The sequence below is a fragment of the Actinomyces provencensis genome (assembly GCF_900155435.1).
Classification (GTDB): Bacteria; Actinomycetota; Actinomycetes; order Actinomycetales; family Actinomycetaceae; genus Pauljensenia; species Pauljensenia provencensis.
Map to the genome: position 1 here is coordinate 1,219,965 of NZ_LT700212.1, position 17,101 is coordinate 1,237,065.

The 17,101-nt window shown below is 66.8% G+C and carries 19 protein-coding genes, 1 tRNA gene and 1 pseudogene; 13 read left to right on the forward strand and 8 right to left on the reverse strand.

The window, feature by feature from the left end:
* Positions 1-42: 42 nt before the first annotated feature.
* The 5 genes from BQ9890_RS05340 to nadD form a co-directional block, all read right to left on the reverse strand.
* On the reverse strand, positions 43-2,943 hold the full coding sequence (locus BQ9890_RS05340; protein ID WP_075889928.1) for an SNF2-related protein: 2,901 nt from the start codon (positions 2,941-2,943) through the stop codon (positions 43-45).
* Positions 2,944-3,320: 377 nt separating this feature from the next.
* A tRNA-Ala gene (locus tag BQ9890_RS05345) sits at positions 3,321-3,393 on the reverse strand.
* A 157-nt stretch (positions 3,394-3,550) separates the two neighbouring features.
* Entirely contained in the window at positions 3,551-4,246 is a 696-nt protein-coding gene (locus BQ9890_RS05350; protein ID WP_230297833.1) for a histidine phosphatase family protein, read from the reverse strand.
* Between the two features lie 28 nt (positions 4,247-4,274).
* Complete coding sequence (gene rsfS / locus BQ9890_RS05355; RefSeq protein WP_075889932.1) at positions 4,275-4,688, reverse strand: ribosome silencing factor; 414 nt, start codon at positions 4,686-4,688, stop codon at positions 4,275-4,277.
* Between the two features lie 165 nt (positions 4,689-4,853).
* A complete protein-coding gene (gene nadD / locus BQ9890_RS05360) occupies positions 4,854-5,453 on the reverse strand; it encodes a nicotinate-nucleotide adenylyltransferase (protein ID WP_268258640.1) in 600 nt (199 codons plus the stop codon).
* Between the two features lie 254 nt (positions 5,454-5,707).
* Between nadD and BQ9890_RS05365 the strand changes: the two genes are divergently transcribed.
* The 5 genes and pseudogenes from BQ9890_RS05365 to BQ9890_RS16205 all read left to right on the forward strand — a co-directional run bounded on the left by BQ9890_RS05365 (position 5,708) and on the right by BQ9890_RS16205 (position 8,712).
* Complete coding sequence (locus BQ9890_RS05365; RefSeq protein ID WP_075889936.1) at positions 5,708-6,499, forward strand: DeoR/GlpR family DNA-binding transcription regulator; 792 nt, start codon at positions 5,708-5,710, stop codon at positions 6,497-6,499.
* Positions 6,500-6,562: 63 nt separating this feature from the next.
* Entirely contained in the window at positions 6,563-7,132 is a 570-nt protein-coding gene (locus BQ9890_RS05370; RefSeq protein WP_143226250.1) for a type IV toxin-antitoxin system AbiEi family antitoxin domain-containing protein, read from the forward strand.
* The gene (locus BQ9890_RS05375; protein WP_075889938.1) at positions 7,119-8,060 is read left to right on the forward strand and encodes a nucleotidyl transferase AbiEii/AbiGii toxin family protein; all 942 of its coding nucleotides are present in this window, start codon (positions 7,119-7,121) and stop codon (positions 8,058-8,060) included. Before BQ9890_RS05370 ends, BQ9890_RS05375 begins: the two co-directional genes overlap by 14 nt.
* Before the next feature lie 199 nt (positions 8,061-8,259).
* Positions 8,260-8,421: pseudogene (locus tag BQ9890_RS16845) on the forward strand (helix-turn-helix domain-containing protein); the annotation flags it as partial.
* A 24-nt stretch (positions 8,422-8,445) separates the two neighbouring features.
* Positions 8,446-8,712 (forward strand): nucleotidyltransferase family protein, encoded by a 267-nt coding sequence (locus BQ9890_RS16205; RefSeq protein ID WP_230297834.1) that lies wholly within the window; start codon positions 8,446-8,448, stop codon positions 8,710-8,712.
* Between the two features lie 248 nt (positions 8,713-8,960).
* Here BQ9890_RS16205 and BQ9890_RS05385 read toward each other — a convergent pair whose 3' ends face one another.
* The gene (locus BQ9890_RS05385; RefSeq protein WP_075889942.1) at positions 8,961-9,341 is read right to left on the reverse strand and encodes an ArsR/SmtB family transcription factor; all 381 of its coding nucleotides are present in this window, start codon (positions 9,339-9,341) and stop codon (positions 8,961-8,963) included.
* 95 nt (positions 9,342-9,436) lie between these two features.
* Between BQ9890_RS05385 and arsM the strand changes: the two genes are divergently transcribed.
* From arsM to arsA, 3 genes are all read left to right on the forward strand, one after another.
* Complete coding sequence (gene arsM / locus BQ9890_RS05390) at positions 9,437-10,210, forward strand: arsenite methyltransferase (RefSeq protein ID WP_197067907.1); 774 nt, start codon at positions 9,437-9,439, stop codon at positions 10,208-10,210.
* A 133-nt stretch (positions 10,211-10,343) separates the two neighbouring features.
* The gene (arsD, locus tag BQ9890_RS05395) at positions 10,344-10,778 is read left to right on the forward strand and encodes an arsenite efflux transporter metallochaperone ArsD (protein ID WP_052450866.1); all 435 of its coding nucleotides are present in this window, start codon (positions 10,344-10,346) and stop codon (positions 10,776-10,778) included.
* Positions 10,769-12,688, forward strand: a complete 1,920-nt coding sequence (gene arsA, locus BQ9890_RS05400) for an arsenical pump-driving ATPase (RefSeq protein WP_078062251.1) — start codon at positions 10,769-10,771, stop codon at positions 12,686-12,688. The genes arsD and arsA overlap by 10 nt, the downstream gene beginning before the upstream one ends.
* On the opposite strand, the gene BQ9890_RS05405 is transcribed toward arsA, so the two are convergent.
* Positions 12,653-14,041 (reverse strand): FAD-dependent oxidoreductase, encoded by a 1,389-nt coding sequence (locus BQ9890_RS05405; protein ID WP_075889946.1) that lies wholly within the window; start codon positions 14,039-14,041, stop codon positions 12,653-12,655. The two genes, arsA and BQ9890_RS05405, sit on opposite strands and share 36 nt — an antisense overlap.
* A gap of 141 nt (positions 14,042-14,182) precedes the next feature.
* On the opposite strand from BQ9890_RS05405, the gene BQ9890_RS05410 reads away from it, so the two are divergent.
* A complete protein-coding gene (locus tag BQ9890_RS05410; RefSeq protein ID WP_075889948.1) occupies positions 14,183-14,854 on the forward strand; it encodes an arsenate reductase/protein-tyrosine-phosphatase family protein in 672 nt (223 codons plus the stop codon).
* Positions 14,855-14,989: 135 nt separating this feature from the next.
* Here BQ9890_RS05410 and BQ9890_RS05415 read toward each other — a convergent pair whose 3' ends face one another.
* Positions 14,990-15,553, reverse strand: coding sequence for a dihydrofolate reductase family protein (locus BQ9890_RS05415; protein ID WP_075889950.1), 564 nt, complete (start codon positions 15,551-15,553; stop codon positions 14,990-14,992).
* A 207-nt stretch (positions 15,554-15,760) separates the two neighbouring features.
* Between BQ9890_RS05415 and BQ9890_RS05420 the strand changes: the two genes are divergently transcribed.
* From BQ9890_RS05420 to BQ9890_RS15620, 4 genes are all read left to right on the forward strand, one after another.
* Positions 15,761-16,012 (forward strand): type II toxin-antitoxin system Phd/YefM family antitoxin, encoded by a 252-nt coding sequence (locus BQ9890_RS05420; protein ID WP_043536934.1) that lies wholly within the window; start codon positions 15,761-15,763, stop codon positions 16,010-16,012.
* A complete protein-coding gene (locus tag BQ9890_RS05425) occupies positions 16,012-16,266 on the forward strand; it encodes a Txe/YoeB family addiction module toxin (RefSeq protein WP_075889952.1) in 255 nt (84 codons plus the stop codon). Before BQ9890_RS05420 ends, BQ9890_RS05425 begins: the two co-directional genes overlap by 1 nt.
* Before the next feature lie 127 nt (positions 16,267-16,393).
* The gene (locus tag BQ9890_RS05430) at positions 16,394-16,726 is read left to right on the forward strand and encodes an excisionase family DNA-binding protein (RefSeq protein ID WP_075889954.1); all 333 of its coding nucleotides are present in this window, start codon (positions 16,394-16,396) and stop codon (positions 16,724-16,726) included.
* A 58-nt stretch (positions 16,727-16,784) separates the two neighbouring features.
* Positions 16,785-16,952, forward strand: coding sequence for a hypothetical protein (locus BQ9890_RS15620; RefSeq protein WP_154671900.1), 168 nt, complete (start codon positions 16,785-16,787; stop codon positions 16,950-16,952).
* The last annotated feature ends 149 nt before the right edge of the window (positions 16,953-17,101 follow it).

Genomic DNA, 17,101 nt, shown 5'->3' on the forward strand with positions numbered 1-17,101 from the left:
TGATTTTAACAATTTGCGTCGGGTTTGTGAATGATCCGTGGTCTATGTGACAACCCGCCAGCGAATCGTGAACAGGTGCTCGGTCTCCTGGGTGCCCTGGAGAGCCTGCTCGATCAGCTCGAGGTATTTGTCGGCCTCGGCGCGGAGCTTCTTGCGCGCGTCCCGGAAGTCCTCGTCGGCCTCCTCGGCACGCTGCTCCCACTTGCGGGCCTCTTTCTTGAGTCGTAGCTGTTCCATCGGGTCGTCGGCCTGCCGGGCGAGCTTGCGGGCTTCCTTTTCCTTGGCTCGGTACTCGCGGATCTTGCCTTCGTGCTCGGCCTTGCGATCCTGCTGATTGCGGTAGAGCAGTTCCTCCTGCTGGTCGTAGTAGCGGGAGTTGCGGCCCTGGACTTCCTTCTCCAGCTCCGCCCGTCGAGTGTCCAGGTGCGGCGTGAAGCGGCCCTCATCGATCACCACCGGCCGTGTCCCAACGTCGACGCAGGCGAGGTCAAGGATGTCTGCGACGTACTCTTCATCAAGCCACCGGCCGTCATCGGTCAGGGCGCCGGCGAGCATGTAGGACTCGGAGACATCCTCGTCGCGCGCCCTCATCCGGAAGGTCGCAACGCTGACGGTGAGTTCGCCGCTGGTGCCCTCCAGCGCACGAATCGCGCTGCTCACACGCCCCGACTCACCGAGCGAGAACGTCAGCTCGCGTGCCGGGGTGTCGTGGGTCTTCGCGGTCTCAACGACGTGCTGGGCCAGCGGGCTCGAGTAGCGGTACTGATGGGCGTTCTCCAGCGGCTGGGACTTGAAGAAGTAGCGCCCGGTCGGCGCATCCTTCACCGGCGAATGGTTCAGCACGAAGGTGCGCCCGTCGCCCTCGAAGGTGGCGTACTCGTCCAGTTCGTGTCGGGTCACCGCGAGCAGGAGGCGCTCGAACTTGTTGAGCACCTCGCCCGACTGCGTGTCATACGCCTTGAGGCGATCCTGCACATGCGGGTCGAGGTTGTCGAAGACCTTGGCCTTGGCGCTGTCCATTTCACGCGAGATCTCGCTCGCGTACTGACCCTCAAGTTCCCGGAACGCGGCATCCAGCTCGTCGGCGGTTCTGCAACGAGTCAGGATATTGCTGATCGTCTTCTCGAAGTCCAGGCCGTCCTCGATCGCGCCGAGCACCTCGTCACTGGCGCCGAACACACTGGAGAACAGCTGGAACTTGTTCGTCAGCAGCTCCAGGATGCGTTGCTCGGCGATGTTGCCCTTGTTCGAGAAGTTCACGACGACGACGTTGTACTTTTGCCCGAAGCGGTGCACACGGCCGATGCGCTGCTCGACCCGCTGCGGGTTCCACGGCAGGTCGTAGTTGACGAGCATCGAACAGAACTGCAGGTTGATACCCTCGGCCGCCGCCTCAGTCGCGATCATGATCGTGCCCTCGTTGCGGTAGTAGTCCACGAGCGCCTTACGGCGATCCACAGCCGCAATGCCGGTGATCAGGTCGCCGTCCCTGTTCTTCTCCAACCACGCCTGGTAGATCGCGGTCTGCTCAGGCCCGTTGTTCGAACCGTTGAACAAGACGAGTCCCTCGCCGCGACCGGCTTCACGCAGCGACCGGGCGATGTACTCCTGCGTTTTAGTCGAGTCGGTGAAGATAATGGCCTTCTCGGGAGCGCCCAGCTCACGGAGCCGCTCGAAGCCAAGGTCAAGCGCCTCACCGAGCTTGACGGCCTTCTGGTTCTCCGTGATCGAACGGGCAAGCGCCGCGTATTCGCGCAGCTCCGCAGCCTCGGCGCGCATCGCCTCCAGCAGCGATTCGTCCAGCGGCATCGATGACGCACGGGAACCGTTGCCGGTTCCGTCGATCTCCTCGGTCTCCTCCAGCTCCTCGCTGGTGATCTCATCATCCACGGCGAAGTCGGCTGCCACGAGGCCACCACGCCCATCACGGCGCTGCCCGGCCGCGACCTCGTCCGCCAGACGGTTCGCGATGTTCTCCAGCGTGCTCGCGACCGCGTACGTCGACGATCCGAGGCGCTTACGGATGATCAGGGCAGAGAGATGACGCTGACTTCCCGCGAAGGCGAACAACTCGTCGCGCTGGAGGTAGTCGTTCACCAGGCCATAGAGCCGTACCTCCTCCGGCGACGGCGTGAACTCGACAGTCAGTGGCAGGCGCTTCGTGAAGTGGATGTACTTGTCAGCGTCGCGCCGAAGCGTGCGCTTCGAGACCGTGGCGACACGCTCCACCAGGTCGTCATCGCCGCCCAGATCACGGTTCTTGACGTACCGCTCCCGGAATGCATCGAGCGAGTAGAAGTAGTCGGGGGCGAAGATCGACACCAGCCCGTACAGTTCCTCGAGCTTGTTCTGCAGTGGCGTCGCCGTCAGCAGCACGGTCTTGTGTGCGCCACCAACGATGTGCGCCACCGCCTCGGCGGCCTTCGTCTTGCCCGTCCAGTAGTTCCGCAGCCGGTGCGCCTCATCCGCAACCACGAGATCCCACGCCTTGAGCAGCGAGGTCTCGTGCCGGAGCGCGAACTCGTAGGAACAGATCAGCACCCGCGCCGAGCGACCACCCGCAGCAGCTAGCAGCGAGTCCTTCGACTTCGGGTCGAGGATGGCGGACGGGATCAGAAACTTCTCGTACAGCTCCTGCTGCCACTGCTGGCGCAGGCTTGACGGGGCAACGATCAGGATGCTGCGACGGCGCTCCGCCCAGTACTGCGAGATGACAATGCCCGCCTCGATCGTCTTCCCGAGGCCCACCTCGTCAGCCAGGATCACGCCCGGCAGGAACGGTGTCTGCAACGCGAACAGTGCCGCATCGATCTGATGAGGCTTCGGCTCCACCTGCGCGTCGAACAGCAGGCCGGCGAGCTTGCCGACGTGGTCGTTGGCGTGACTACGCTGCAACTCGTGTGCGTAGTACTTGGCTTGGTAGTCGGTGAGCGAATCAGTCATCTGAGACGTGGTCTGGTAGAGATGAAACCGGCAAGAGCTGCCGCAGCGACAATCCTGCCCCAGTCATGCGTCGGCTGTGACTGACATAGCTTCATCGAACGGTGTGCCTCCACCCAGCTCCCATAACAAGTCATTGTGACGACTGCGCCCGCCACGATAATAGCGCCATCTCGCCTTCAGACAATTTGACGTCACACAATCACACGCATCAGACTCGCAGTACGAGAGAAGCCTGCTCACTCAGTCAATCGGCAGGCGGGCGCGTAGCTGTAATTGACACGACAGGGGCGGCTCAAACGTGCCAAGGACGACCGGTGAAGCAACCTGCCAACAATGAATCTGTATAGAGCGACCGAGATCAACGCTGACCAGTGTTGTGGAGCTAGGGGGATTCGAACCCCCGACCTCTTCCATGCCATGGAAGCGCGCTACCAACTGCGCCATAGCCCCGAAGGGAGTCTCCGCGTTCCCGCGGCGACCAGACAACTGTACCGGGAGAGTTGCCCGGGCACAAAATCGGCTCGCTGTGCTGGTGGTCACGCAGCGCTTGGGCAACGCTCCCCCACCTGCACGGACGCAGCCCGGACACGGCACGTCGTGCCGACGCTCACGCGCCGATGCGGTCCTCCGTGGCACCCAGGTTGTGGGCCGCCAGACGCCACACCCCGTGGCGCTGGTCCGGCACCAGTTCCGACCAGTGGCAGTTGTCCAAGCCACGCATACCTTGGAAAGTCGCCGGGTCCAGCCCGAGCACCGTGAGCAGCCCCCGCGTGATCGCCGAGCCGTGGGCCACGGCCACCACCGTCTGGCCCGCTGTGGCCTGGTGTGCATGGTCCAACAAGGCCTCGGCCACGCGCCGGCCGACAAGGACGGAGTCCTCGATGCCGGCGGCCACGCTCTCCCCCGTCTCGCTCCACTCGGCAAACGCGTCTGGCAGGTCGGTGCGGATGTCCTCATACGTCCGTCCCTCGAACAGGCCGTAGGCCCGCTCCTTCAGGCGCTCGTCCACATAGACCTCCGCGCCGTCCTCACCCTCGAGCAGGGCACCGGCCTCGAGCAGCGCCCGGGCCACGCGCCCCGCGGTCTCCCGCGCTCGGATCAGAGGTGACGTCACCACGCGCACTCCCCCACCGCTGCCCCCATCGGCCCACAGGCCCACGGAGTCAGCCCGCGATGTGAGGCGTTGGGCGAGGACGGCCGCCGCCCGGTCCGCCTGGCGGCGGCCGGTGACATTGAGGGGGAAGTCGGAGGCTCCCTGGAAGCGCGCCTGGACGTTGTAGTCGGTCTGTCCGTGGCGTAACAAGACTATGCGGGCTGCAGAACTCACGACTCTAGACGGCCCTCGCACGTGCCTCGTCGGCGGCAGCGTTGGGATCAGCCAGGTGCTGGGCGGGCTGGTCACCCCACAGCTTCTCCAGGGCGTAGTACGCGCGGTCCTCCTCCACCAGGACGTGCACCACGACATCGCCGTAGTCCAGCAGCATCCAGCGGGCGTCGGAGCGACCCTCGATGCGCTCGGGGCGGAGGTGGAGTTCGGTGGCGACCTCGTCCATGACGTTCTCGGCGATGGCGCGGACCTGACGCTCCGTGGGCGCGGACGCGATGACGAAGGCATCGGCCAGCAGCAGTCGTTCGGAGACGTCAATGAGGACTGGATCTGTCGCAAGCTTGTCGTAGGCGGCTGCCGCCACCACTCGGATGATGTCCTGGGTCTCCTGGCTGCAGGTCACATGCCCTCCGTCCATCAATGGCTCCTGACACCTCCAGTGTGCCATGACGGGATGCACGCAAGCGTGTGAGGTCCGGCGTGTGTCCCCGGTCACTCCCCCGGGCTCCGCCGGCCACCACCACGCCCGGACGGCAGCCCGCGGACCCACCGCGCCCGCAGCGCGACTGCGCGGTCGCCCTCGTCAATCGCGGTAGAGCTGGTGCTTCCCGATGTACTGCACGACCCCGTCGGGCACCAGGTACCACACGGGCTTGCCGGAGCGCACGCGCTGGCGGCAGTCGGTCGAGGAGATCGCCATGGCGGGCACCTCCAGCAGGGACACCTGCTCATGGGGCAGACCCGGGGCCTTGAGGACGTGCCCGGGGCGGGTGACCCCGACGAAGTGCGCCATCTCGAAGAGCTGGTCGGAGTCCTTCCACGCCGCGATCTGCTCCAGGGCGTCCGCGCCCGTGATGAAGAAGAGGTCGGCATCCGGGTTGGCCCGGTGCATGTCGGTGAGGGTGTCGATCGTGTAGGTGGTGCCGCCGCGGTCGATGTCCGCGCGCGAGACCGTGAAGTCGGGGTTGGCGGCGGTGGCGATGACCGTCATGAGGTAGCGGTGCTCGGCGGGCGTGACGCGGCGCCCCGCCTTGAAGGGCTGCATGGCGGCGGGGACGAAGACCACCTGGTCCAGTCCGAAGACGTTCATGACCTCCGAGGCCGCCACGAGGTGCCCGTGGTGGATGGGGTCGAAGGTGCCGCCCATGATGCCGATGGAGCGGCGGTGGGTGCTGGGTGCCACGGGGTCCTCCTCCGGTCGTCGCCACCTCGGGACGACCACGCGACGCTGGATCGTTGACGCCGGGCGCGATGCCGCTGCGTCACGGGCGCCGGGAGCCGGCGCCGGGTACTGGCACAGGCTACCGCGCACCGGCAGATCGCACGGGCTGCGCCACGGCGTGCTGCGGACGCCCACGCGTAGGATCGGGAGGAGCCCCGACAGCGGGAACCGACGACGCGACCGCGCCGCACCGGCGGGGCGCCCACCGGAGACCCATGGCAACGAATCGACACGACCGACTCTCCCGACTGGTTGACCTGGTGATCGAACGCGGGTCCGTGCGCGTGGAGGAGATCCAGCGCGAACTCGGCATCTCGCCCGCCACCGCCCGCCGGGACCTCGACGCCCTGGCCTCCCAGCAGCTCATCACGCGCACGCGTGGTGGGGCACTGGCCAATGCGTCCTCCGGGGAGTTGCCGCTGCGCTACCGGGCGACCAAGCAGGGTGAGCAGAAGCTGCGCATCGCCCAGGCCGCGGTGGCCATGGTGCACCCCGGTGAGGTCATCGCGCTCAACGGTGGTACGACGACGACGGGGATGGCACTGGAGCTGGGGATCCGGAGCTCCTCGGAGCCGGCCTTCGCGGACCGGCCCGTCACCGTGGTCACCAATGCCGTCAACATCGCCACAGACCTCGCGGTGCGGCCGCACGTGCGGGTGGTCGTGACCGGAGGCGTCGCGAGGGCGCAGTCGTATGAGTTGGTCGGCCCGCTGGCGCAGCTGTCACTCCCCCAAATCTCCGTCGACACCGCGTTCCTCGGGGTACACGGGATCGTGGCGGGCAAGGGAATCTTCACCCGTCACGAGGGCGAGGCGGCGATCAATGCCGCACTGGCGAGGTCTGCCCGGCAGGTGGTGGTGATCGCCGACCACTCGAAGCTGGGTGAGTTCGCGTTCGCGAGGATCCTGGACTCCGAGGGTGTTGGGGTGCTGGTGACCGACGACGAAGCGGACCCCGCACAGGTGGAGAAGTTCCGGAGGGCGGGGGTGAAGGTGGTGTTGGCGTAGGGTCTCGACGGGCCTTCGTCCACATCCCATGTCAATACCTTCACATCTTGCTAAGGTATTGACATGCACACGGTGACGAAGTTGGAACGCTTGCGTGAGATCGCGATGGACCAGCATGGCTTCGTGACGACCGCGCAGGCCATTGAAGACGGTCTCTCGCACGCCGAGCTCTCCACCATGGTCGCCCGAGGCCGCATCGACAGGACTTCGTACGGTGTCTACCGAATCCCCCAAGTTCCCGAGACGGAGTTTGACGAGTACCAACTGGCAGTGCTCTGGACAGGGGCGCCCGAGGCCTGCCTGAGCCACGACACTGCGCTGGATGCATGGGGCGTCACCGACATCAATCCCGACCGAATCCATGTCTCGGTCGCACGACACCGCCGACTTCGGCGCGCTGGTGGGGAACGCTACATGGTCCATCATGAAGACCTTGAATCCCACCACCTCACGTGGTGGCAGGGCATCCGAACAGTCAACCTGCCGACCGCGATCGCGCAGTGCATCGAGTCTGGTGTCCCCACCTATCTGATCCGTCAGGCCCTCGAGCGCTCCGGACACTCCGGCATGCTGTTGAGCGAGGACCGCGAGCGTCTCGCCATCAAACTGGAGGATCGCGATGGCCGAGCGTGAGCCCACGAACCTCGCCGAGTCACTCAACCAGCTCACCCCGAAGACCAAGGCACCCTCCTCCGCCCGCATCCTGAATGCCTGGATCACACAGGCCCAGGACCGACTCGCCACCTCCGGACCAAGACTGAGTTGGCTGGTCGCCGCGACCGTCGTCTCAGCGGCCCTTCAGCGCGCAGTGGACGAGCACGGCTCGCCACTGTTCCTCCTCAAGGGCGGGACCCTGCTCCAGTACCGTCTGCCGGCCACATCTCGGTCCACCCGGGACATCGACGGTCTCGTGCGCGGTGGCATCGACGAGTTCCTCGCTGAACTCGACAAGGTCCTCGTGGCACCGTGGGGTCCGCTCACGCTCATGCGCGGTGACGTTGAGACCATTCAGGTCCCGAGCCGTATCGTCAAGCCTCGCCGATTTGACATCGTGGTGCAGCTCAATGGCGTGACATGGCGACGCGTCCAGGTCGAGGTCTCGCCGGACGAAGGGCAGGCAGGAGCGGCGCCGGAGAACATCAGGGCTCCGTCATTGGCCGGATTCGGTCTTCCGAGCCCTGAGCACCTCACAAGCCTGTCGATGGCCTACCAGATCGCACAGAAGGTCCACGCATGCACTGATCCCCACAACCCGCCTGCTCTTGTCAACGATCGCGCTCGCGATGTGGTCGACCTCCTGCTGCTGCGCGATCTGACTTCCGAGACAATGTCACCAACACTCGTCGAGGTCCGCGCCGCAATCGAGGACATCTTCGCGACTCGAGCATCCGAAGCCAGGCGAGTCGGCGCGACACCCCGCACCTGGCCATCCAGATGCATCGCCCATCCACATTGGGTTCCGAGCTTCGTGAGTGCTGCCGACTCCGCCAGCCTGTCCGTCTCCCTCGTCGACGCCGTCGAGGAACTCAACGATTGGCTCGACCTGATCGAGCGGGCCTGAGGCGAACGAACGACAGCGGCGTCAGAGCCCCGGTGCGCCTCCGACGCCGATTCACCAAGCTTTCAGGACGTCATCAACTGGTCACTCCCGCGCCCGAGCACGTCGGTGGACATCGAGCATCCCAATCTGAGTGCCCTTTCCTCGGGAGAGACACGGTTCGCACACCCCGCTCTGATAACAGTCTTGCTGTCGTCGGGACATTCCTGGATTCCGGGAGTTCCTTCGCGATCGGCGGGCCATTCTGGGGCTCAGCCAACGGGAGCTCGCACGCAGGTCCGGCGTCGCACAACCATTGATCGCTGCAATCGAGACCGGCAGGCGCACCGCAACCGATGCGACCCGGGACGCACTGACTCGAGCCTTGGAACTTAGGCCGTCGACCGCCTTGGGTGCACGCCGAGCCCAGGTCCTCGAATCCATCGAACGCATCGGTGGCAGGGATCCGCTGACGATCGGATCGGTGGCCCGAGGCGAGGACACCAGCCAGCCCGACCTCGACCTCGTCAGCGCGTTTCCCCCCGAGGTCTCCATGATCGGTCTGCTCTCCCTCGAAGATGAGCTCAGCGCCCTCCTCACGGTGCCCGTCGACGTCATCTCCGCCCATTCCTCCGCGATCCACAACTCGGTTCCAGAAGACGCCGTTCGCGTATGAGCGCCGAGGACCAGCGTCTGAATCACCGTCTGGCCGACATGGCCCGCTTCGCGGACGAGGCAGCTTGGGTCGTCCACGTCGGGCGTGATGCGTACAAGACCTCGGGCTGACCTCGCAGTAGCCGACCACCCATGGGCGCGTCCACCCGTTGGCGTTGATGGACCCACTCCGCGTGGTGCTCTCCCGTCGAACAGAGCAGCGCCGCCCTCGTCAATGGCGTCCAGCGCACCGGCGGCGCACCGGAGAGCTCAGCTCCGTGGCGTCCACAGGATGGGGCCGAGTGCGCTGGTGAGGTCCTCCAGCGCTGCGGGGACCACGCGGAAGTAGGCCCACTTCCCCCGTTGCTCGCGCGTCACCAGCCCGGCGTCGCTCAGCTGCCTCATGTGGTGGGAGACGGTGGGTTGCGAGAGACCGACGGGTCCGGTCAGGTCGCAGATGCAGGCCTCACCCCCCGGGCTGGTGGCGATCAGGGACAGCAGCCTCACCCGGGTGGGGTCGCCCAGCGCCTTGAACACCTGGGCGACCCGGTCGGCGTCCACCGGGGCGGCGAGCGCGATGGACGTCGACGAGGACGATCCACAGCAGCTGGCGTCGGCGGGGTCAGGACTCGTGTTCGCGACCGTGCTCATGGGGTACAGCCTACCTCTCGTATTGACAGCCGTCGATGCATTGCGACAGGATGGATCGCATAGACGTACGTCGATGGGAAGTGGGGATGACCGACATGGGCGAAGTTGCCAGGGATGCGGTGCGTCAGCGATACGCGGACGCCGCTCGGTCTGTCGCCGAAGGTCGCTGTGGCACCGCGACCAGCTCCTGCTGCGAGCCCTCCCCGGCGACCGGAGCCGTGTCGACCGGGGTCGGGACAGTCTTCGGGTCGGTGCTCTACGACGCGGCCCAGACCAGTGGTCTGCCCACCCACGCCGTCCTGGCGAGCCTGGGCTGCGGCAACCCGACGGCAGTCGCTGATCTGCACGAGGGCGAATGCGTGCTCGACCTCGGGTCCGGGGGTGGCATCGACGTGCTGCTCTCGGCCCGCCGGGTCGGACCGAGCGGATTCGCCTACGGCGTGGACATGACCGATGAGATGCTGGAACTGGCGCGGGCGAACGCCGCCGAGGCCGGGGCCGACAACGTCGAGTTCCTCAAGGGGACGATCGAGGCGGTACCGCTGCCCGACGCTTCGGTCGACGTCGTGATCTCCAACTGTGTCATCAACCTTTCCACCGACAAGTCGGCGGTGCTCGCCGAGATGTTCCGCGTCCTGGCCGACGGCGGCCGGATCGGGGTCTCCGACGTCGTCGCCGAGGACGAGGTGAGCGCCGCAGAGCGGGCCGAGCGGGGTTCCCGCGTCGGATGCGTGGCAGGAGCCCTCTCCCGGTCGGAGTACCTCGATGGCCTCGCGGCCGTCGGCTTCGCGGACGCCTCGGTGGAGTTCACCCACCAGGTCGCACCCGGCATGCACGGAGCCGTCATCCGCGCCACAAAACCACACTGAGGCCAGGACCGGCGAGGCCCTGGGCAGGTACGGCCCCACCCGCCACGCCCCACCCTCCACACCGCGAAGCCCGACACCAGCCACCAGCCACCAGCCACCAGCCACCAGCCACCACAACTCAGGAGAGTCACCCATGACACAGACGCACACCGCCGACCCGGCCCAGCCCACCCGCATCACCTCACGGTTGATCGAGGTGTTCGAACCAGCCCTGTGCTGCAACACGGGCGTGTGTGGGACGGACCCCAGCCAGGCACTGATCTCCTTCACCGCGGACTGCTCGTACCTCGCGTCCCGCGGCGTGAGGGTACTTCGCCACAACCTGGCCAACGATCCCCAGGCCTTCGTCGACAACGGGACCGTCAGGGCCTTCCTCGACGTGGTCGGATCAGCCGGGCTGCCACTGGTCCTCGTGGACGGAGTCACCGTGGCCACCGGTTCCTACCCGGACCGCGCCCACCTGGAGCAACTGGCGCTCCCCCACCCTGACGAGCCGGTCCACAATGACCTGGGACTCACCGCTGCAGGCCCCGCCGAGAGCTGCTGTGAGGGCGGATCATGCTGTTGAGCGATGTGAGGACCGGGGACCACGCGCGGTCCGGGGCAGGGCAGCCGCACCCCGACACCACGTTCCTCACCTCACTGCCCAAGTTCGTGTTCTTCACCGGCAAGGGTGGTGTCGGCAAGACCTCGGTGGCCTGCGCCACCGCCGTGACACTGGCCGAACGAGGCAGCAGGGTGCTGTTGGTCAGCACTGATCCGGCCTCCAACGTCGGGCAGGTCTTCGCCCAGCACATCGGCAACAGCATCGTCCCCCTGGAGGCCGTGCCCGGCATCGACGCCCTGGAGATTGATCCTGAGGCAGCTGCGGCCGCCTACCGTGAGACGGTCATCGGACCGGTTCGGGCCTTCCTGCCCGCTGCGGAGATCGCCACCATGACCGAACAACTCTCGGGATCCTGCACCACGGAGATCGCCTCCTTCAACGAGTTCACCGACCTCCTGGCCGACCCGGGGCGCACGCGTGGCTACGACCACGTCATCTTCGACACCGCACCGACCGGTCACACGATCCGCCTCCTCCAACTCCCCGGGGACTGGAGCCGCTTCATCGACGACGGACAGGGTGACGCGTCCTGCCTCGGGCCCATGTCCGGCCTGGACAGACACCGCGAGGTCTATGCGGCGGCCGTCCTCGCCCTCGCAGACCCACAACGGTCCCGGCTGGTGCTGGTCGCCCGACCGCAGGACCCCACCCTCCGGGAGGCCGAGCGCACGCACAGGGAACTGGCTGACATCGGGCTCGTCAACCAGTACCTCGTCATCAACGCGGTCATGCCCGCCGCCCGCGACACGGACCCCCTCCGGACCGCGATCCGCACCCGGGAGCAGCGTGCGATCGACACGATGCCCCCCGGGATCGCGTCCCTGCCACGCGACGTCCTCGAGCTGCGCCCCTGGAACATCATGGGAGTCAGACGACTGCGCGACCTCTTCGCCCCCTACCCGGACGAGGGCGCTCCCGGAGTGGGATCCACCACCGAAGAGGAGACCCCCTCCTCCACCCGGCCCGGTCCCGGTCTCCCCCCGCTGGGCGCACTCATCGACTCCCTGGAGTCGGAGGGCAACGGTCTCATCCTGTGCATGGGCAAGGGAGGTGTCGGCAAGACGACCATCGCCCAGTCGATCGCCGCGACCCTGGCTTCCCGCGGCCACGAGGTCCTGCTGACCACGACGGATCCGGCTGGGATCGTGGCCGAGGCACTGGGTCACGACCTGGACGACCTCACGGTGGAACGCATCGATCCGGACGAGGCCCTCACCGAGTACTCGCGCGAGGTGCTCGCCACCAAGGGCGCCCACCTCGACGAGGCCGGTCGACGACAGCTGGCCGAGGACCTGCGATCCCCCTGCACCCAGGAGGTCGCAGTATTCCGCCAGTTCTCCGCGGCCATCGCACAGGCGGACCGCAAGTTCGTCGTCATGGACACCGCCCCCACCGGGCACACCCTCCTGTTGCTGGACGCCACGGGCTCCTACCACCGCGAGGTCATCCAGCAGATGGGCGCGGGCACCGGGTGCGTCACCCCCCTGATGCGCCTCCAGGACCCCCACCGCACGAGGCTCCTGATCGTCACGACCCCGGAGACGACACCCGTTCTGGAGGCCGTACAGCTCCAGGACGACCTCGCCAGGGCCGACATCACCCCGTGGGCGTGGATCGTCAACGACTCGGTCACCGCAGCCGACCCGACGTCACCCTTCCTGCGTGCCATCGCCGCCAACGAGGCAGAACCACTGGAACGGGTCCGGTCAGCGGCCGAGCGCCTGGCCGTGGTCCCCCTGCTCGCGGATCCGCCGACCACAGCCCCCGCTCTGCTCGCCATGACCGGGTCCCCGGACACCAGGGCGGTCGCCACACCGGTCGGTGCAGTGACCGGATCAGCTGCGGGCCCGCGTCTGTCCCAGCCGAGCTGACCAGGTCTGGGCCGCGACCTGGACGGCGTCCCACGGTGAGCCCAGGGGTGGGGTGTAGGCGAGGTCGAGGTCGCTGATCTGGTCGATCGTGAGTCCGCAGTGGAGGGCAGTGGCGAAGGTGTCGACCCGCTTGGCGACCTCGCTGCCGCGTCGGCCCACGAGCTGGGCACCGAGGAGACGCCCGTCTGTGGGGTCCCCGGTGATGCGGAAGTGGATCTCGTTCGCCCCCGGATAGTAGGCCTTGTGGTCATCGGCGACCGAGGCGACCGTCACAGGAGTGCGCCCGACGCCAACTGCTTCATGGTCGCGCACGCCGGTGCGCGCCGCCACCAGGTCGAAGACCTTGACCACCTGGGTACCGACGGAACCGGCGAAGGACCGGTTCCCACCCACGGCGTTCTCCCCCGCGGTGCGGCCCTGCTTGTGGCTGGTGGTGCCCAGCGGTAGGTAGGTCTCACCCAGGAGGCGGTGGTGGGTGATCACGCCGTCACCGGCGGCCCAGATGCGAGGGAGCCCGGTGCGCATGTGCTCATCCACCACCACGGCGCGCCCCGCACCGAGACCCGCTCCCGCACGCTGGAGGAGCTCCGTGTTGGGGCGCACACCGACGACGACGAGCACGAGGTCCGCGGTCTGCTCGAAGGCCCCGCCCTCGTCGGCGCCGCGGACTGTCAAGCTCCCCGAGGTCTTCTCGACACCGGTGACAGTGGTGCCCACCCGTACCCTGACGCCGTGGGCAGTGAGCTCCTCGTGGACGAGGGCGCCGAGTTCGGGGTCGAGGGTGGAGAGCACCTCCCCGCCGCGCTGGAGCTGGGTCACGTGCAGGCCGCGGGCAGTGAAGGCCTCCGCCATCTCCAGGCCGACGTACCCGGCGCCGACGATGATCACCGAGGCGGGGTGACGCTCCTGGAGGGAGCGCTCGAGGGCGAAGGTGTCCCCCATCGAATGGATGACGTGGACCCCGTCACCCGGACCGAGGAGGTCGAGCCCGGCAATCCCGACGCGGGAGGGCAGCGCGCCCGTGCCGACGACCAGTTCGTCGTACGGCATCCACTCCCTGCATCCCTCGGGAGTGCGGACCTCCAGGCGTTGGTCGGCGACGTCGATCGCGGTGGCCAGCGTGTCAGGTCGCAGGGTCAGACCTGCTGCCTCGAGGTCAGCCACGGTGCGGTGTGCGAGGGACTGCCACGGGGCCACTTCTCCGGTGAAGTAGTACGGGATGCCACAGATGGAGTAGTTGGGGTACTCGTCCGCCACGACGACACTCACATCCGTGTCAGGGGCGAGCTCCCGGGCGCGCAGTGCTGCGGAAATGCCGGCATCACTGCCGCCGACCACGATCAGATGGGTCACGGGTGGGCCTTTCGACGGGTGGGACGTTCGCCACCAGCGGGGGAACCGGTGGACGGGGTTGCCCCAGTCCTGGGGCGCCCCAGGAGTCACTGGGTGGGACTCCTCTTGACGCGAGAGTATCACTCAATCATCATTGAGGTAATGAGCACTGAGCAATTGGATCTGTCGGGCCGGGTCGCGAGGTTCGCGGCACTGGCCGACCCCGTGCGCCTGCGGATCGTCGACCTGCTCACCCTGGGCGACCTCGCGCCCGTCGAACTCCAGGACCAGCTCGGCATCTCCTCCAGCCTGCTCGCACATCACTTGAACTCGCTCGAGGACGCGGGCATGCTGGCACGCACCCGCTCCGAGGCGGACCGTCGTCGCACGTACCTCCACCTGACCCCGACCGCATTCGCCGACCTGCTGCCATCCCCGACCATGGGCGTACGGCGCGTGGTCTTCGTGTGCACGGGCAACTCTGCACGCTCCCAATTGGCCACCGCCCTCTGGCACCGGTGCAGCGCCGTACCGGTCGCATCTGCGGGCACGCACCCTGCCGCAGCCATCGAGCCGGGGGCAATCGCCACTGCCGCACGCCACGGCGTCGCCCTGCGGGCACGCAGTCCACGGGCAGTCGACCAGGTACTGGTGGCAGATGACTGCGTGATCACCGTCTGCGACTCCGCCCACGAGGAGCTCGGCGGTCGGGGACGGGTGCACTGGTCGGTGCCCGACCCCGTGCGCGACGGCTCGGATGCCGCCTTCGATGCGACATTTGAGGATCTGGCGGCGCGCGTCCACGACCTTGCGCCGCGCATCTCCATCGCCTGAGAGCAGGGTCACCCGCGGCCAACACGAACCAGCACCGCAGGATCATCCATGCCTCGGTCGACCAGTGCCGCACTCGTCAATGCGGTCGGGTGCGACGGCGGCGAGTGTCCCGCGCGCCCGACGGACGGCCCGATCTCAACGTCCCCGGTAGTGCAGGAGCACGACCCCGTTCTCGAAGGTCCGCTCCTCCACGAGGTCGAGGGCGAGCCTGCAGCCGTCAGGCAGCGCACGCAGCCCACCGCCCACGGTCTTCGGGACGATGAAGAACCTGAAGTCCCGCACCAGACCAGCACGGATCGCCTCCGCCGCCGTTGTCGGTCCGAAGATCTCCACCTCCCCCGCCGCATCGTCGACGATGCGCTCGAGCCCCTCGAGGTCGAGGTGGGGCACGAGGGTCACGCTTCCTTCCCCCAGATCGGACTCACCAAGGGTCGAGGACGCGACCACCAGGTCCAGGGCCAGCCAGCGGCGGGCGAACTCCTTCTCGGCGTCGCCCCACTCCTCCCCCTCCGGCTCGGCCTCCCAGTACCTCATCAACTGGTAGGTCCTGCGCCCGAGCACCTCGGTGGAGACCGCCCCCATGCGCTCCACGTGGAAGTCGAAGACCTCCACATTGGGCGCCGACCACTGGAAGTCGCCATCGGCGTCGGCGGCGTACCCATCGACAGAGACAGTTGCGGTGAAGCTGAGAGTGCCCATACCTGATCGTAGTGCGACGTGGGTCACATGGCGCGGGGGCAACAGGGGCCGCCCTCGCGCCCGTGTTGATGGATGGAGCGGCGTCGGCCCCTCGAGCGACGAGTAGGCGCTACAGGGAGGGATGCACAACGCACACCATGGCTCTTTCGACATCCGAGTGGTACCGTAAATAGGTACTGTTCCATCGACACAAGGAGAGGTCTGAGGATGTCCATCAGCGCCAGCGAAGCGCGCAAGACCCTGTTTCCCCTCATTGAACGTGTGAACGAGGATCGCGACGCAGTTGAGATCGTTTCCCGGAAGGGCAATGCCGTTCTCATGGCTGCCGACGAGTACGCGGCCTGGCAGGAGACTGCCTATCTGTTCCGCTCGCCCGCCAATGCTCGCAGGCTGCTCGATGCCTACGAGAGCGCTCGATCGGGAGACTCGGAGCCGCACGAGCTCGACCGGGAGGACTGATGCGCTTGGTCTGGGCCTCGTATGCGTGGGAGGACTACAAGCACTGGCAGACCGCGGACCGGAGGACTCTCAAGCGACTCAACGCTCTCATTGACGCATGCCTGCGCGATCCATTCGACGGTATCGGGAAGCCTGAGCAGCTCAAGTACGGTGCGCAGGGGGCGTGGTCCAGGAGGATCACTGACGAACACCGACTGGTGTATCTGGTGGACGGCGATGACCTGGTCATTCTCCAGGCGAGGTACCACTACTGAGTCTCTCTCGACCTCAGCCACTCCCGCGCTCACTGACGGCGAAGGCACGCGAGGCCGCGACAGCGCCCGAGCGCTTCGCCCCCTGATCACGATGCAAGCAAATCGGTGGTACGCGAACCTCATCCACATGAGGCTCGAGATGGGACAGATGATGCGCAGCACAGAAGGTAGCCGGGACCCGACCACCACGGTCCTGTCCATCATCGAGGCCGCGGACATGCTGGGGATCTCCCGCCCTGCACTGTCTCGGCTTCTTGAGGAGGGTGAAATCCCATTGATTGAGCCGCGTCGACATCGACGGATCCTGCTGACAGAGGTACACAAGTATCGGGAACGGCAGGCGCAGGAAGCTGATGCAGCGCTGTCCGACATTGTTGCGGATGCCACTGCGTTCGGTGACTACGACCAGGACCTTGCCGCTGTACGGACAGCTCTGAGAGCTGCTCGCGGACGCAAGTGACGCATGTCAACCCTGTGCGGTTTCGTCGTCCAGTGCAACCGACGCACGGGTGACGTCCGTGTCGACCACCCACGCCTCGGTCGAAGACGCCGTGGACGAGCGTCTGGAGCTGGAGAGCGCGAGAAGAGACATGGACATCGAGATCGCCCTGTTGGTGGCCGACAGTATCGACACCATCCAGCGCACGCACTCTCGATACTTCATGCGTCGCCAAGTCACCTCGTAGGTTTCGTCGTTGAGCGCTCAGATCGGTCCACGTCGATGCCGATGTACCACAAGTGGGCGCACGCACGTGCGCACTGTCGGGGGGCCGGTCATGAAGGCAAGGGATGTCCGCCCTCGTCAATGCCGGTGCCCGTTCGCGCTGCGCACGAC

Excerpts from the sequence above, each read along its gene's own strand:
- BQ9890_RS05420 (WP_043536934.1), top strand. The coding sequence starts at position 15,761 with ATGTCCATCAGCGCCAGCGAAGCGCGCAAGACCCTGTTTCCCCTCATT.
- BQ9890_RS05370 (WP_143226250.1), top strand. The coding sequence starts at position 6,563 with ATGCACACGGTGACGAAGTTGGAACGCTTGCGTGAGATCGCGATGGAC.
- BQ9890_RS05415 (WP_075889950.1), bottom strand. The coding sequence starts at position 15,553 with ATGGGCACTCTCAGCTTCACCGCAACTGTCTCTGTCGATGGGTACGCC.
- BQ9890_RS05365 (WP_075889936.1), top strand. The coding sequence starts at position 5,708 with ATGGCAACGAATCGACACGACCGACTCTCCCGACTGGTTGACCTGGTG.
- arsM (WP_197067907.1), top strand. The coding sequence starts at position 9,437 with ATGGGCGAAGTTGCCAGGGATGCGGTGCGTCAGCGATACGCGGACGCC.
- BQ9890_RS05425 (WP_075889952.1), top strand. The coding sequence starts at position 16,012 with ATGCGCTTGGTCTGGGCCTCGTATGCGTGGGAGGACTACAAGCACTGG.
- arsA (WP_078062251.1), top strand. The coding sequence starts at position 10,769 with ATGCTGTTGAGCGATGTGAGGACCGGGGACCACGCGCGGTCCGGGGCA.
- BQ9890_RS05410 (WP_075889948.1), top strand. The coding sequence starts at position 14,183 with ATGAGCACTGAGCAATTGGATCTGTCGGGCCGGGTCGCGAGGTTCGCG.
- BQ9890_RS05340 (WP_075889928.1), bottom strand. The coding sequence starts at position 2,943 with ATGACTGATTCGCTCACCGACTACCAAGCCAAGTACTACGCACACGAG.
- BQ9890_RS05430 (WP_075889954.1), top strand. The coding sequence starts at position 16,394 with ATGAGGCTCGAGATGGGACAGATGATGCGCAGCACAGAAGGTAGCCGG.
- BQ9890_RS05375 (WP_075889938.1), top strand. The coding sequence starts at position 7,119 with ATGGCCGAGCGTGAGCCCACGAACCTCGCCGAGTCACTCAACCAGCTC.
- rsfS (WP_075889932.1), bottom strand. The coding sequence starts at position 4,688 with ATGGACGGAGGGCATGTGACCTGCAGCCAGGAGACCCAGGACATCATC.
- arsD (WP_052450866.1), top strand. The coding sequence starts at position 10,344 with ATGACACAGACGCACACCGCCGACCCGGCCCAGCCCACCCGCATCACC.
- BQ9890_RS05385 (WP_075889942.1), bottom strand. The coding sequence starts at position 9,341 with ATGAGCACGGTCGCGAACACGAGTCCTGACCCCGCCGACGCCAGCTGC.